We start from the raw sequence: 13,894 nt of genomic DNA on the forward strand, positions 1-13,894 counted from the left end.
GGCTACCTGGCTCGCGGCTTCCCAGGCCCGAACGAGCGGCGCACGACCTCCCCCCGGTCGCCGATCCGGCCCAGCTCCTTGCCGTTGACCTGCAGTGACACCGCGCCCGCGTCGGCCAGCAGCAGATTGACCTTCGAGGCGGCCCGCCAGGTGGAGCTCGCGCCCGCCTTGAGCGTGCCGGAGAAGAGCTTGCGGCCCTGCGCGTCGTGCACGTTGAGGTAGGACGAGCGCTTGGCCTTGACCTTGACCACGACCAGGTCGCCCTTGGCGATGGCCATCGCCTGGCGCGGCGGCCTGGCCGGCGCCTCGGTGAAGGGCCGGTTGGGCGGCACGCTCGGCGCCGACGTGGCGTGCTGGACCCCGGCCGAGCGGACCCGGTCGGACTCGCCGCCCATCACCCGCACCACGCCGAACACCACGACCACGGCCAGCGCCACGCCCAGCGCGGTCGTCCAGCTCGGGCCGCGCCGCTCGCCCAGCCGGACGCCGCGGTCGGCCCGGAAGACGTCAGAGGCCCGGACCGGCGGCGGCGCACCGCCGTGCTGCTGGTCGTAGAGGTGGACGACCGCCTCCGGGTCCAGGCCCACCGCCTTGGCGATCGCCTTGACGTGCCCCCGGGTGTAGAAGTCGTTCTCCGCGGGGTCGTCCCGTTCGATCGCCTGAATGATCACTTCGCGGATGCGCGTGTTCGCGCTCAGCTGCGCGACCGTCAGGCCCGCCGCCTCCCTGGCGGCCGCCAACATGGCACCCGTGCTCTGTTCCTGCATCGCAAACGCCTCCCGACCACAACGGAGCGTAGTCAGATATATTCAACCAGCTACGCTCCGGGAAACGTGCATTGGGGTCATTCGCCACGCAGGTCGGCTAGCAATCCGGGCAGATCATCCGGTTTCACCAGCACCTCGCGGGCCTTCGACCCCTCGCTCGGGCCGACCACGTTGCGGCTTTCGAGCAGGTCCATCAGCCGCCCCGCCTTGGCGAAGCCGACGCGCAGCTTGCGCTGGAGCATCGACGTGGAGCCGAACTGCGTGGTCACGATCAGCTCGGCCGCCTGGATCAGCAGGTCGAGGTCGTCGCCGATCTCCTCGTCGATCTCCCGCTTGACCGGCGCGGCGGCCACGTCGTCGCGGTATTCGACCTGCATCTGCGTCTTGCAGTGCGCGACGATCTCGGCGATCTCCTTCTCCGAGACGAACGCGTTCTGGATGCGGATCGGCTTGCTGGCCCCCATCGGCAGGAACAGCGCGTCACCCTGGCCGACCAGCTTGTCGGCGCCCGGCTGGTCGAGGATGACGCGGGAGTCGGTCAGCGACGACACCGCGAACGCCAGCCGCGACGGCACGTTGGCCTTGATGAGCCCGGTGACCACGTCGACCGAGGGCCGCTGGGTGGCGATCACCAGGTGGATGCCGGCGGCGCGGGCGAGCTGGGTGATGCGCACGATCGAGTCCTCGACGTCGCGCGGCGCCACCATCATGAGGTCGGCCAGCTCGTCCACGATCACCAGCAGGTACGGGTACGGCTGGTAGACGCGCTCGCTGCCGGGCGGCGGCTGCAGCTTGCCGGCCCGCACGGCCTCGTTGAACTCGTTGACGTGCCGGAACCCGCTGGCGGCCAGGTCGTCGTAGCGCCGGTCCATCTCGCCCACGACCCATTCGAGGGCCTCGGCGGCCTTCTTCGGGTTGGTGATGATGGGCGTGATCAGGTGGGGGATGCCCTCGTACACGCTGAGCTCGACCCGCTTGGGGTCGACGAGCACCATGCGTACCTCGTCCGGGGTGGCCCGCATCAGGATCGACGTGATGAGGCCGTTGACGCAGACGGACTTGCCCGCGCCGGTGGCGCCCGCGATGAGCAGGTGGGGCATCTTGGCCAGGTTGGCGACGATCGTGCGGCCCTCGACGTCCTTGCCGAGCCCGACGATCATCGGGTGGTGGTCGGCCTGCGCCACCTGCGAGCGCAGCACGTCGCCCAGGGCCACCAGGTCCTTGTCGGCGTTGGGGATCTCCACGCCGATCGCCGACTTGCCGGGGATCGGCGACAGGATGCGCACGTCGGCGGACTTGACGGCGTAGGCGATGTTCTTGGTGAGCGCGGTGACCTTCTCGACCTTGACCGCCGGGCCCAGCTCGATCTCGTAGCGGGTCACGGTCGGGCCGCGGGTGAAGCCGATCACCTGGGCGTCGATGGCGAACTGCTCCAGCACGCTGGTCAGCGCGTTGACGACGACGGTGTTGGCCTTGGTCTGCGGCTTTGGCGCGCTGCCCGGCTTGAGGAACTTGAGGTCGGGCAGGTGGTAGGGGCCCGCCTGCGGGGAGAGAACGAGCTGCTCGACCTTGCGCGGCGCGGGCGTCGGCTCCGGCGGCTCGGGCTGTTTCCTGGCCGGGGCCGGCGGCTCCTCGTCCTCCTCCGTGAGGCCGGGCACGATCTCCGGCGAGTGCTCGCCCCGCTTGTCCTTCTCCGCGATGACGGGCGTGTCGTACGGCTTGACGAGGTCTTCCGGATTGGCGGCGGGCTTCTTGACGCGCTTCTTCGGCGCCGTGGCGGGGGCGCCCTCGCCGCCCTGCCGCTCGAACAGCATGTGCCGCAGCTCGGCCAGCCGCTCCGGGATGCGGTGCACCGGCGTCGCCGTGATCACCAGCACGCCGAACCCCGACAGGAGCAGCAGCAGCGGGATCGTGATCCACGACGGCAGGATGCTCATCGGCGGCGCCGACACGATGAAGCCGACCATGCCGCCCGCCTGGGACACCTTGTCCATCGTGTTGTTCGCGTCGCCCGCCGGGTACGGGGTGCCGTTGGCGACGTGGATGACGCCGAGGATGCCGACGAGCAGCGCGCTCCACCCGATCACCATGCGGCCGGTGTCGGCGTTCTGGTCGGGGTGGCGCAGGTAGCGCCAGGCCAGCAGGCCGAGCAGCAGCGGCATGGCCCACGCCAGCGACCCGAACACCGCGTGGACCACGGTGTTGACCGCCTGGGATACGCCACTGCCGGTGTCGCGCCAGGTCATCGCGGCCAGCACGATCGCGCCCGCCAGCACGGCCAGGCCCACGCCGTCGCGCCGGTGCGCCGGGTCGAGCTCGCGGGCGTTCTTGCCGAGCGCCCGCGCGGTGCTGCCGATGCCGTTGGCCAGCAGCATCCACAGCCCGACCACGAGCTTGCCGATCATGGTGAAGACCCAGCTGATCGGGTCCTGGTGGGTCATCGAGCCCTTGCGGGCCGGCGTCGAAGCCTTGGCCCGGGACCGTCCCGCCGAACCTGCGCTCCGCTTGGCGGGGGTCGAGCGAGACGGGGCCGACCGCTTCGCCGGTCCCTTCGATGCGCTTTTCGGCGTACGGGTGGCCATGATGCCAAAGGTACGTCGGAGCCCCGGCGAAATCACCGTGACTCGCCGGTGTCCCCGCGAAACCCTTCTTCGTAACTCGCCGTTCCCGAGCCGTTCAGTCTGCCACTCTGAGAGTGACCGAACTGCCACATCGAGTGATGTTCTAGGACGCACAGTGGACGCGACGCAGGTGTCGAGCACTTCCTTCGACGGCACTCCCCATGCCCCGGCAGCCGCGCGGCGGTTCGTTCGCCAGGTGCTCGGCGAGTGGCGCCTGACCCATCTGACCGAGGACGCCGTGCTGCTGACCAGCGAGCTCGTCACGAACGCCGTGGTGCACGCGGGCACCGGCATCGAGCTCACCTGCCGGCTCGACGCCGACGCCGCGCCGGCCAAGCTGGAGATCGAGGTCGACGACCACGACCCCGGGCGGGCGATCCTGGCCGAGCGTCCGCCGTCGGAGCCGATGTCCACGCACGGCCGCGGGCTCGCGCTGGCGGGCATGCTGGCCGACGCCTGGGGCGTCACCTACACCCGCACGGCCAAGCGCGTGTGGGTGCGCATGGAGTTCGCGGGCGCGTCCGACAGCCCGGCGCCCGCTCCCCCGCCGCCGGGGGCCGGGCTCGACCGGCTGCGCGTCGCCGTGCTCGTCGCCGACGCCGCCGGCCGCGTCATCGCGTGGAACTCCGACGCCCGCACCCTGCTCGGCTGGACCGCCGAGCAGGCCGTCGGCAGGCCCCTGGCCGACCTGGTCGCCTGGCGCGGCTCAGGCCCGTACGCGCTGCCGCTGGCCGACACGCTGGCGCTGGGCCGCTGGCGGGGCGAGGCGCGGATGCGGCACCGCGACGGCCGCACGGTCCGCGTGTACGTGTCGCACCTGCGCACGGGCGGGCGCGCCGAGGACCGGCGGTCGATCTGGATGGTGACGAGCTGGGAGCACGGATTCGTGCTGGCCGCGCCGCCCGCGCCGGTGCGCCGGGAGGCGGGCAGGCGGATCAAGGACCTGCTCGACCGCGACCGTCCGCTGGCCGAGCTGCTCGACACGATCGCGCAGATCGTGCACCTGTCGAGCGGCGGCGAGGCCACGTACGTGCTGCTGCGCGCCGAGAGCGGCAACCGGTTGGGGGTCGCGGCGGGCGTGGGCGACACGGCGGGGGTGGTGGGCGTGCCGGCGGCGGGCGTGTTCGCGCCCGACCGCACGGCCCCGGCGGTGCTGGAGGACCTGCTGGCGGTCGACGTGGAGCTGGCCCAGCAGTTGCGGGCCAGGTCACTGGCGTGCGCGCCGCTGGTGGCCGGGGGCGAGGTGATCGGGCACCTGGCGGTGACCTCGGCCGCCCCCGGCCGCTTCGACCACGACCTCACTGTCAGCCTGCGCCACATCGCCGACCAGGTGGCGGTCACCGTGCAGCGCGAGCGGCTGGCCGAGCAGGACCGGGCGCACCGGGGCCGCCTCGCCTTCCTGGCCGAGGCGGGCGAGCTGCTGGCGGGCGTGCACGACGAGGAGGTGATCGCGGCGCTGTCCGCGCAGCTCGTGGTGCCGAAGATCGCCACCTGGGCGGCGGTCTACCTGACGGACCTGGCCGGGATGACGCGGCTGGCCCACGTGTGGCACAGCGAGGAGCGGCACAACGCCGGCCTGCGCAAGTCGCTGCCGGCCATCCCCGGCACGCCGCTGGCCGAGGTGGCCTGGCCGGTCGGCCAGGAGGCGGTACTGTCGTTCCCGCTGATGACGCAGGGCAACGCGCACGGCGCGCTGGTGATCGGGCGCCAGGAGCCGACGCTGCCGCTGGAGCTGGCCGACCTGCTGGCCGACCTGTGCCGGCTGATCGCGCTCAACCTGCACACGGCCATGCTCTACACCCGGCAGGCGACCACGTCGCGGGTGCTGCAGCGCAGCCTGCTGCCGATGCGGGTGGCGCCGATGCCGGGCCTGGAGTCGGCCATCGTCTACGAGCCCGCCGAGGAGGGCGCGGACGTCGGCGGCGACTTCTACGACCTGTTCACGGTGGCCGGCCACTGGTGCTTCGCGCTGGGCGACGTGTGCGGCAGCGGGCCGGAGGCCGCCGCGGTGACGGGGCTGGCCCGGCACGCGGTGCGGCTGCTGGCCAAGGAGAACTACACGGTGGCCGACATCCTCGACCGGCTCAACCAGCGGGTGCTGGAGGAGGGCGAGGACGGCCGTTTCCTCAGCCTGCTGTGCGGCGAGCTGACGCCGCTGCCGGGCGGCGGCGCGCTGTGCACGGTCGCCTCGGCCGGGCACGTGCCGCCGCTGCTGCTGCGCGCCGACGGCCGGGTCGAGACGGTGGCGACGCCGCAGCTCCTGCTGGGGGTCGAGGACGGCGCCCGGTTCAGCGTGGAGTCGTTCGAGCTGGCGCCCGGCGAGGTGCTGCTGTGCGTCACCGACGGCGTGACCGAGCGTCGCAGCGGCCTGCGGCTGCTGGACGACGACGACGGCCTGGCGCGGCTGCTGGCGGGCTGCGCGGGGCTGAGCGCGCACGCGGTGGCCGACCGGGTGCGGCAGGCGGTCGAGTCCTTCGCCGACCACCCGTCGCGCGACGACGTGGCGCTGCTCGTGCTGCGGGCGCTGCCCGCGCGTCAGGCGGGGAAGGCGTAGGTGGTGGAGGAGGCGTGGCGCTCGCCCGGTCTGAGCACGGTCGAGGGGAAGCCCGGCTGGTTGGGCGAGTCGGGGAAGTGCTGGGTCTCCAGGCACAGCCCGGCGTGCGGGCCGAACGGGGTGGCGACGCCGTCGAGCATGCCGCCCGCGTAGAACTGCACGCCCGGCTCGGTGGTGGTGACCTCCATCGTGCGCCCGCTGACCGGCTCGACCACGGTGACGCCGCCGTCGAGGACGTAGCAGTGGTCGTACGCGCCGCCGAACCGCTCCCCCACCGCGTGGGGCGTGGTGAAGTCGAAGACGGTGCCCTTGACCGTGGCCCGCTCGCCGGTGGGGATCTTGCCGTCGTCGACCGGCAGGTAGTGGTCCGCGGCGATGCGCACCACGTGGCCGAGCACGTCGCCGCCGCCCGCGAGGTTGAAGTAGGAGTGGTTGGTCAGGTTGAGCACCGTGGGGGCGTCGGTCTCGGCCGCGTAGTCGAGGCGGAGCGCGTCGCCGTCGAGCGTGTAGGTGACCGAGACGGTCAGCGTGCCGGGGTAGCCCTGGTCGCCGTCGGGGCTGGTCAGCGTGAGCGTGATGGACGAGCCGGTGACGTCGGCGACGGTCCAGGCCCGGCGGTCGAAGCCGTCGGCGCCGCCGTGCAGGCTGTTGGGGCCGTTGTTGACGGGCAGCGTGTGCTCGGTGCCGTCGAGGGTGAACCGGCCGCGGGCGATGCGGTTGCCGTAGCGGCCCACGACGGCGCCGAAGTAGCGGCTGCGGGTCAGGTAGTCGTCGAGCGACGGGAGGCCGAGCACCACGTTGACGCCCGACACCTCAAGCGTTTGCAGAATCGCGCCGTAGCTGAGCACCGCCGCGCGCAGGCGCCCCGACGACAGCTCGTGGCGCTCGACGGGCTCCCCCGACGGCAGCGTTCCGAAGATCATGAGTGGGTCTCTCCCGTTGACTCGCGGACGATCAGGCTGGTCTCCAGCACGGTGACGCCGCCGGTCGAGTCGGAGTCGACCGACTGGAGCAGCATGTCCACGGCGATCCGGCCCGCTGCGGCGGTGGGCATGGCGATCGTGGTGAGCTTGGGGCGGCTCAGCCGGCCGGGGACGATGTCGTCGACGCCGATCACGCTGATGTCGCCCGGCACGGCGATCCCGCGCTCGGCCAGGCCCTCCATGAGCCCGATCGCGACCAGGTCGTTGTAGGCGAGCACGCCGGTCGCGCCGGAGGCGATCACGTCGGTGACCGCGGCGAGGCCGCCGAGCTCGGTGGGTGGGTTGGGGCCGAGGAAGGTGACGTCGGCCTCGCTCATCGCGGCCGCCGCGGACTGCATCTCCTTGCTGGTCCACGACCCGCTCGGCCCGGTGACCAGGGCGAGCCTGCGGTGGCCGAGGCCGGTCAGGTGCTCGACGGCCAGCCGGACGCCGCGCCCGACGTCCATCAGGACCGTCGGCATGCCCTTGACCCGCCGGTTGACCACGACGAACGGCACCTCTTCGCGCAGCCGCTCGATCGTCCGGTTGGTCAGGCGGGGGCTGCACAGCAGCACGCCGTCGACCTGCTTGGTCAGGGTCTGGATGAGCTCTTCCTCGACCTGCGGGTCCTCGTCGGTGTCGGCGACGAACACGTGGTAGTCGCGGAGCCTGGCCTGCGCCTGCGCGGCCTTGATCAGCGGCGGGAAGAACGGGTTGGCGATGTCGGCCACGATGAGGCCGATGTTGTGGGTGCGCCCGGTGGTCAGCGCCCGCGCGGCCCGGTTGGGCCGGTAGCCGAGGTCCTCGGCGATGGCGAGCACCCGGGTGCGCGTCGCGGGGTTGACCAGATGGGGCGCGGAGAATGCGCGCGACACCGTGGAGACGTGCACGCCCGACGCCTCCGCCACGTCACGAATCGTCACCGCCACGCTAGGCCTCCGTGCATGCCCTGTACATTAATGCAAGCGCTTGTATCGCTGTCAATGGACTTCGAGAGCCTCTGCCAGAGCGCCAATGCCCACCATACCGGTTATACGGGCGTCGGCGCCCGTGTGAGCGGGGACCGTGCGGCTTGACGTTCTCCCGACCCCGCCTCGATACTTTTTGCAACCGGTTGCGGTATTCGAGCCCCTTGCGGGAAGGTGAGCGAGCGATGACACGAACACTGGTGACGGGCAGCGCCGGAAGGCTCGGCCGCAGCCTCGTCACCACCCTGGCGCAGGCCGGTCACGAGGTGATCGGCGTCGACGTCACCGCCGGCACGCCCGACGAGGCCGCCGCCGTCCTGCCCGCCGACCTGACCGACCTGGGCGAGGCCTACGACGTGCTCACGCGCTTCCGGCCCGACGTCGTCGTGCACCTGGCGGCCATCGCGACCCCGTTCAGCCGGACCGACGGCGTCACCTTCCGCACGAACACCGAGCTGGCGTTCAACGTGTGCGCGGCGGCGAGCGCCACCGGCGTGGGCCGGGTCGTGGTGGCCAGCAGCCCCACCGTGATCGGCTACGGCGCCCCCTCCGGCTGGACGCCCGACTACCTGCCGATCGACGAGGACCACCCGCCCCGGCCGTGGAACTCCTACAGCCTGTCCAAGCTGGTCGCCGAGCAGACGATGGCGGCCTTCGCGCGCTGTTCCGACACCCGCTTCGCGGCGGTGCGGCCCTGCTTCGTCGTCGCCCCCGAGGAGTGGGCGGGCGCGCCGACCCAGTCGGGCCACACGATCGCCGAACGCCTCGACCGGCCGGAGATCGCCGGCGTCTCCCTGTTCAACTACATCGACGCCAGGGACGCCTCCGACATGATCTCGGTGCTCGTCGACAAGCTGCCCGGCCTGCCCAACGGCGAGGTGTTCTTCGCGGGCGCCGCCGACGCGCTGGCCCGCGACCCCCTCGCCGACCTGCTTCCCGCCGTCATGCCCGCCACCAGGGCCGCGGCGATCCACCTGACCGGCACCCGTCCCGCCTTCACCTCGGCCAAGGCCGAACGCATGCTCGGCTGGACGGCCAAGCGCAGCTGGCGCACCGAACTGGAGATCGGATGAACCTCACCGGAGTCCTCTTCTTCCCCGTCACCCCGTTCACCGCGGCCGGGGAGCTGGCCGAGGACGTGCTGGCCGAGCACATCGGCCGGGGCCTCGAACACCATCCGGGGGCGGTGTTCGCGGCCTGCGGCACGGGCGAGTTCCCGGCCCTGTCGGAGGCCGAGCACGCGGCGGCCGTCCGGGTGGCGGTCAAGACCGCGCGCGGCCGGGTCCCGGTGTTCGCGGGCGCGGGCGGCCCGCTCGGCTCGGCACTCGCCCAGGCCAGGGCGGCCCGCGACGCCGGCGCCGACGGCCTGTTGCTCATGCCGCCGTACCTGATGAAGGGCACGCCCGAGGGCTTCCTCGCCTACGTGCGCGAGGTCGCGGCGATCCTGCCGACGGTGATCTACCAGCGCGGCTCGGTCGTCCCGACGCCCGAGCAGGCGGTCGAGCTGGCGCGCGTCCCCGGCGTGATCGGGCTCAAGGACGGCCTGGGCGACATCGACCTCATCCAGCGCACGGTCCTGGCCGTGCGCCGGGAGGTGGGCGACGGCTTCATGTTCTTCAACGGCCTGCCGACCGCCGAGCTGACCATGGGCGCCTACCGCGGCATCGGCGTCGAGCTCTACTCCTCCGCCGTGTTCGCGTTCGCGCCCGACATCGCCACCGCGTTCCTGAACGGCGCCGACCGGCTGCTCACCGAGTTCTACGAGCCTCTGGTACGGCTGCGGTCCAAGGCCCCCGGTTACGCGGTGTCCCTGGTCAAGGCCGGGGTGCGGCTCGGCGGGCTGGACGCCGGGCCGGTGCGCCCGCCGCTGACCGACGCCGCGCCCGAGGACGTGGCCGAGCTGGCCAGGCTGATCGAGCACGCGCGGTCGATCCAGCAGGGGCGGTCGATCGAGCAAGGGCGGGCGCTGTGATCCGCGACCTCAGGGTCACCCCGCGGACGGTCGCGCTGCGCCGGCCGTGGGGCCCGGACGTGCCCGCCAACCACGTCCTGGTCGTCGAGGTGACGCTGGCCGACGGCCGGACCGGCACCGGGTTCTCCTGGACGCCGCAGATCGGCGCGAAGGCCGTCCAGGCCCTGCTGGAGCACGACGTCCGCGACGCGCTCATCGGCCTGGACCCGCACCCGGAGGTGGTGTGGGACCGGCTCTGGCGGCACCTGCGCGAGGCCGGGCCCGGCGGCGTCACCACGGTGGCGCTGGCCGGGGTGGACCTGGCTCTGTGGGACCTGCGGTGCGGCGAGCGCGGCCTGGCCGACGTGCTGGGCCGGCGGCGTGACAGCGTGCCCGTCTACGGCAGCGGCGTCAACCTGCACTACACGCTGGACGAGCTGGTCGCCCAGGCCGAACGCTGGAAGGCCGCCGGGCACCCCGGCGTCAAGATCAAGGTGGGCCGCCCCGACCTGCGCGAGGACGTCGAACGGGTGGCGGCGGTCCGCGAGGTCGTCGGGCCGGACACGCTGCTCATGATCGACGCCAACCAGCGCTGGGACCTGCACCGGGCCAGACGCGCCGCCGACGCGCTGGCCCCGTACGGGGTGCACTGGCTGGAGGAGCCGCTGCCCGCCGACGACGTGGCCGCGCACGTGGAGCTGCGCCGGTCCGTCGGCGTGCCGATCGCCGTGGGCGAGAACGTCTACACCGTCTACGGCTTCCGCGACCTGCTCGCGGCCGGGGCCTGCGACGTCGTGCAGCCGAACGTCGTCCGGGTGGGCGGCATCACGCCGTTCCTGCGCATCGCGGAGCTGGCGCGGGCCTACGACGTGCCCGTCCATCCGCACCTGCTGCCCGACCTGTCCGGGCAGCTCGCGCTCGCGCTGCCGCTGCCGTGCATGGCCGAGGTCGTCGAGGACGCCTCGTTCGCCGCGCTCGGGCTGCTGGCCGAGCCGTACCCTGTCGAGGTGTCCGGCGCGGAGCTGCGCGCCGGCGGGCACCGGGGGCTCGGCCTCCGCTGGAGGTGACGATCGTGCGTGTCGTGCTGGCCGGAGCCCACGGGTTCGGCTCCCACTACCTCGACCGGCTGCGCCGGATGCCCGGGATCGAGCTGGCCGGCGTGTGCGACGTGCGGCCGGTCGCGCCGGAGCTGCTCGACGGGCTGGGCGAGCCGGAGGTGTCCGCCGACCTGCCCGGCCTGATCAAGCGGACCGGGGCGGAGATCGCCATCCTCGCCACCCCCATCCCGACGCACGCCGACCTGGCGCTGGCCGCGTTCGGCGCGGGCGCGCACGTGCTGGTGGAGAAGCCGACGGCGGCCACGCTGCGCGACTTCGAACGCATGCGCGCCGCCGCCGACGCCGCCGGGCTGGCCTGCCAGGTGGGCTTCCAGAGCCTCGGCTCGGCCGCCGTGCCCGCCGTCCGCGAGCTCGTCGCGAGCGGCGCCGTCGGCCGCGTCACCGGGATCGGCGTGGCCGGCTCGTGGCCGCGCCCGGCCGCCTACTTCACCCGCAGCCCGTGGGCCGGCCGCCGGGTGCTCGACGGCGTCGACGTGGTCGACGGGGCGCTCACCAACCCGTTCGCGCACGCCCTGGCCACCGCCCTGGCCGTCGCCGGGGCCGAGGAGCGCGGCGCCGTCTCCTCCGTCACCGCGGAGCTGTTCCACGCCAACCCCATCGAGTCCGACGACACCTCCGCGATCCGGATCGACCTCACCTCCGGGGTGCCCGTGGTCGCGGCCGTGACGCTCTGCGCCGCCACGCGCGACGAGCCGTACGTGCTCGTCCACGGCACCAAGGGCCGCGTGCGGCTCACGTACACGACGGACCAGGTCCAGGTGGACGACGGGCCCGTGCGCTCCTACGAGCGGGCCGACCTGCTGGCCAACCTCGTCGAGCACGTCCGCTCCGGCGCCGAGTTGCTCGTGCCCGTGCACCGGACCGGGGCGTTCATGGAGGTCATGGAGGCCATCCGGCTCGCGCCCGACCCGCTGCCGATCGACGACGCCCACCAGGACCTGTCCGGCGAGGGGCGGGTGCTGCCCGGCATCGCCGGCGTCGTCGACGCCTGCGCCGACCGGCTGGCGCTCTTCTCCGAGCTCGGCGTGAGCTGGGCGACCCCGCTGACCGTCTCCGGGACCGTCGTGGCCGAGTACACCACCGTGAGCGACCTGCCGCTGGAGGCCGCCCCCCGGCCGTTCCTGCATCCCGTACGGACGCTCGGCGGGACCGTCGTGACCGAGGTGCGGCCCGACGACCATCCGCACCACCTCGGCGCCGGAGTGGCCGTCACCGACCTCGGCGGGCGCAACTTCTGGGGCGGCCGCACGTACGTCCGCGACCGGGGGCCCGCCTGGCTGGACGACCACGGCACGCAGCGGCACCTGTCGTTCCCCGTGCGGGAGTCGTCCGGGTTCGCCGAGCGGCTGGTGTGGGAGCGGCCCGGCGAGCAGCCGATCGTGCGCGAGGAGCGCACCGTGCGCGCCGCGCCGCTGTCGCGCGGGTGGGCGCTCGACTTCGCGTTCACGCTGCACAACCTGACCGACCGGCCGCTGACCGTGCGCAGCTCGGCCACCAAGGGCCGGGCCGGGGCCGGCTACGGCGGCTTCTTCTGGCGGGCGCCCGCCGGATCGCCTGGACTGCACGCGTTCACGGCCGCCGAGGAGGGCGAGGCGCGGGTGCACGGGTCGCGGGCGCCGTGGCTGGCGCTCGCCTCCGACGACTGGACGCTGGTGTTCGCGCAGGACGACGACCCGTGGTTCGTGCGCGTCGCCGAATACCCCGGCGTCGGCACCGCGCTCGCCTGGGACACGCCGCTGGAGTTCGGCCCCGTGCTGGCCCGGCGGGTCGCCGTCGTCGTCGCCGACGGGCGGCTGACCCGCGAGGAGGCAGCCGGGCTGGTCGCCGAGCTCAGGTCCTGAGCCGCTTCGCCAGCCAGGCGAAGGCGGCCTCCTGCATAGGGACGTCGAAGGAGTGCGGGGCGTCGTGGAAGACTCCCTCGTAGCCGCCCCCGGGGTAGCGGCGGGCGATCGCCTCGTGCGCCCGCCGCATCCCCTCCGGCGGGAACAGCGCGTCCCGCTCGGCGTACTGCACCAGCAGCGGACGCGGCGCCCGCGCCGCCACCAGCGCCGGCCAGTCGCACAGGCGGGACAGGCCCGGCGGGTAGAGCATCCACGTGTGCGAGGCGACGTACCCGTCCAGCAGATCCGCGTACGCCGACACCATCGCCACCACCGCCACCGCGCGCACCTCCGGGTCGAACGCGCCCAGCAGCGCCGCCCGCAGGCCGCCGCCCGACACCCCCACGCAGCCCACCTCACCGACGTCCGGACGGCCCCGCAGGTACGCCGCCGCCGCCAGGTCCTCGCCCGCCACCACGCCCGCCATCGACGTGCCCAGCAGCGTGCAGTACTTCTCCAGCACGTGCTCGTGGTGACCCGCCGCCGCGTCGTAGCGGTCCGCCTCCGACAGCGCCGGATCACCGGCGTACGCGGCCACCCGGTCCGGCATATCCGCCAGCGGGAACCGGCGGCTGCCCCAGCCGAACACGTCCGGCACCAGCACCGCGAACCCGCGCCCGGCCAGCTCCCCCGCATAGGCGCGGCCGCCGTAGATCTCCTCCCGCAGCCGCCGCACCTCCGCCGACGGACCCTCCGGGCCGTCGGCGACCTTCTCCTTGCCGGCCCACTTCATCCCGGCATGGCAGTGCAGCGCCACCACCCCCGGGAGCCTGCCGCGCTCGCCGCGCGGCCTCACCAGGTACGCGCGCGTCCGCGGGCCGAAGCCCACGTCCCACGACAGCTCCTCCCCCGCCACGTCACCCGCCTCCCAGGTGCGCTCCGTCCTGACGTCGGCCGCCACCAGGTCCAGCGTCCCGATCGTCTCCCTCGCCGCCTCGGCCAGCGCCGCCCCGGGCACCGCATCCGCGAACAGCCCCCGCCGCCGCCCGGCCACCTCCACCAGCCCCGAGAACACCCCAAGATGCCGCACTACCCGTCCTTTCCTCTCCGCCTGATCGCCCCTTTCGGGGCCC

Annotated in this window: 10 protein-coding genes; 5 read left to right on the forward strand and 5 right to left on the reverse strand. The window is 73.4% G+C overall.

Annotated elements, in window-relative coordinates; all coding sequences use genetic code 11:
• Positions 1–2: 2 nt before the first annotated feature.
• Together KME80_RS10395 and KME80_RS10400 are read right to left on the reverse strand one after the other, a co-directional pair.
• The gene (locus KME80_RS10395; protein WP_219503330.1) at positions 3–767 is read right to left on the reverse strand and encodes a helix-turn-helix domain-containing protein; all 765 of its coding nucleotides are present in this window, start codon (positions 765–767) and stop codon (positions 3–5) included.
• A 77-nt stretch (positions 768–844) separates the two neighbouring features.
• Positions 845–3,349 (reverse strand): FtsK/SpoIIIE family DNA translocase, encoded by a 2,505-nt coding sequence (locus tag KME80_RS10400; RefSeq protein WP_219503332.1) that lies wholly within the window; start codon positions 3,347–3,349, stop codon positions 845–847.
• Between the two features lie 154 nt (positions 3,350–3,503).
• Between KME80_RS10400 and KME80_RS10405 the strand changes: the two genes are divergently transcribed.
• Positions 3,504–5,942, forward strand: a complete 2,439-nt coding sequence (locus KME80_RS10405; protein ID WP_219503336.1) for a SpoIIE family protein phosphatase — start codon at positions 3,504–3,506, stop codon at positions 5,940–5,942.
• Here KME80_RS10405 and KME80_RS10410 read toward each other — a convergent pair.
• Positions 5,924–6,865 carry an aldose epimerase family protein gene (locus tag KME80_RS10410; RefSeq protein ID WP_219503340.1) on the reverse strand — a complete coding sequence of 314 codons (942 nt, stop codon included), beginning with the start codon at positions 6,863–6,865 and terminating at the stop codon, positions 5,924–5,926. The two genes, KME80_RS10405 and KME80_RS10410, sit on opposite strands and share 19 nt — an antisense overlap.
• A complete protein-coding gene (locus tag KME80_RS10415; RefSeq protein ID WP_219503343.1) occupies positions 6,862–7,833 on the reverse strand; it encodes a LacI family DNA-binding transcriptional regulator in 972 nt (323 codons plus the stop codon). Before KME80_RS10415 ends, KME80_RS10410 begins: the two co-directional genes overlap by 4 nt.
• Positions 7,834–8,057: 224 nt before the next feature.
• Between KME80_RS10415 and KME80_RS10420 the strand changes: the two genes are divergently transcribed.
• Genes KME80_RS10420 through KME80_RS10435 form a run of 4 tightly spaced genes read left to right on the forward strand, consistent with a single transcriptional unit; the run spans position 8,058 to position 12,782 of the window.
• On the forward strand, positions 8,058–8,945 hold the full coding sequence (locus KME80_RS10420; RefSeq protein WP_219503346.1) for an NAD-dependent epimerase/dehydratase family protein: 888 nt from the start codon (positions 8,058–8,060) through the stop codon (positions 8,943–8,945).
• Positions 8,942–9,844, forward strand: coding sequence for a 5-dehydro-4-deoxyglucarate dehydratase (locus KME80_RS10425; protein ID WP_219503349.1), 903 nt, complete (start codon positions 8,942–8,944; stop codon positions 9,842–9,844). Before KME80_RS10420 ends, KME80_RS10425 begins: the two co-directional genes overlap by 4 nt.
• Positions 9,841–10,890, forward strand: a complete 1,050-nt coding sequence (locus tag KME80_RS10430) for a mandelate racemase/muconate lactonizing enzyme family protein (RefSeq protein ID WP_219503352.1) — start codon at positions 9,841–9,843, stop codon at positions 10,888–10,890. Before KME80_RS10425 ends, KME80_RS10430 begins: the two co-directional genes overlap by 4 nt.
• 5 nt (positions 10,891–10,895) lie before the next feature.
• Positions 10,896–12,782, forward strand: coding sequence for a DUF6807 family protein (locus KME80_RS10435; RefSeq protein WP_308125696.1), 1,887 nt, complete (start codon positions 10,896–10,898; stop codon positions 12,780–12,782).
• Here KME80_RS10435 and KME80_RS51765 read toward each other — a convergent pair.
• Entirely contained in the window at positions 12,772–13,851 is a 1,080-nt protein-coding gene (locus KME80_RS51765; protein WP_219503354.1) for a dienelactone hydrolase family protein, read from the reverse strand. The genes KME80_RS10435 and KME80_RS51765 overlap by 11 nt on opposite strands.
• Positions 13,852–13,894 lie beyond the last annotated feature (43 nt).

It is taken from the genome of Nonomuraea ceibae (genome assembly GCF_019396325.1).
Classification (GTDB): Bacteria; Actinomycetota; Actinomycetes; order Streptosporangiales; family Streptosporangiaceae; genus Nonomuraea; species Nonomuraea ceibae.

Bases quoted from the DNA above. Each gene is read 5' to 3' on its own strand.
- KME80_RS10425 (WP_219503349.1), top strand. From the start codon at position 8,942: ATGAACCTCACCGGAGTCCTCTTCTTCCCCGTCACCCCGTTCACCGCG.
- KME80_RS10395 (WP_219503330.1), bottom strand. From the start codon at position 767: ATGCAGGAACAGAGCACGGGTGCCATGTTGGCGGCCGCCAGGGAGGCG.
- KME80_RS10400 (WP_219503332.1), bottom strand. From the start codon at position 3,349: ATGGCCACCCGTACGCCGAAAAGCGCATCGAAGGGACCGGCGAAGCGG.
- KME80_RS10420 (WP_219503346.1), top strand. From the start codon at position 8,058: ATGACACGAACACTGGTGACGGGCAGCGCCGGAAGGCTCGGCCGCAGC.
- KME80_RS10410 (WP_219503340.1), bottom strand. From the start codon at position 6,865: ATGATCTTCGGAACGCTGCCGTCGGGGGAGCCCGTCGAGCGCCACGAG.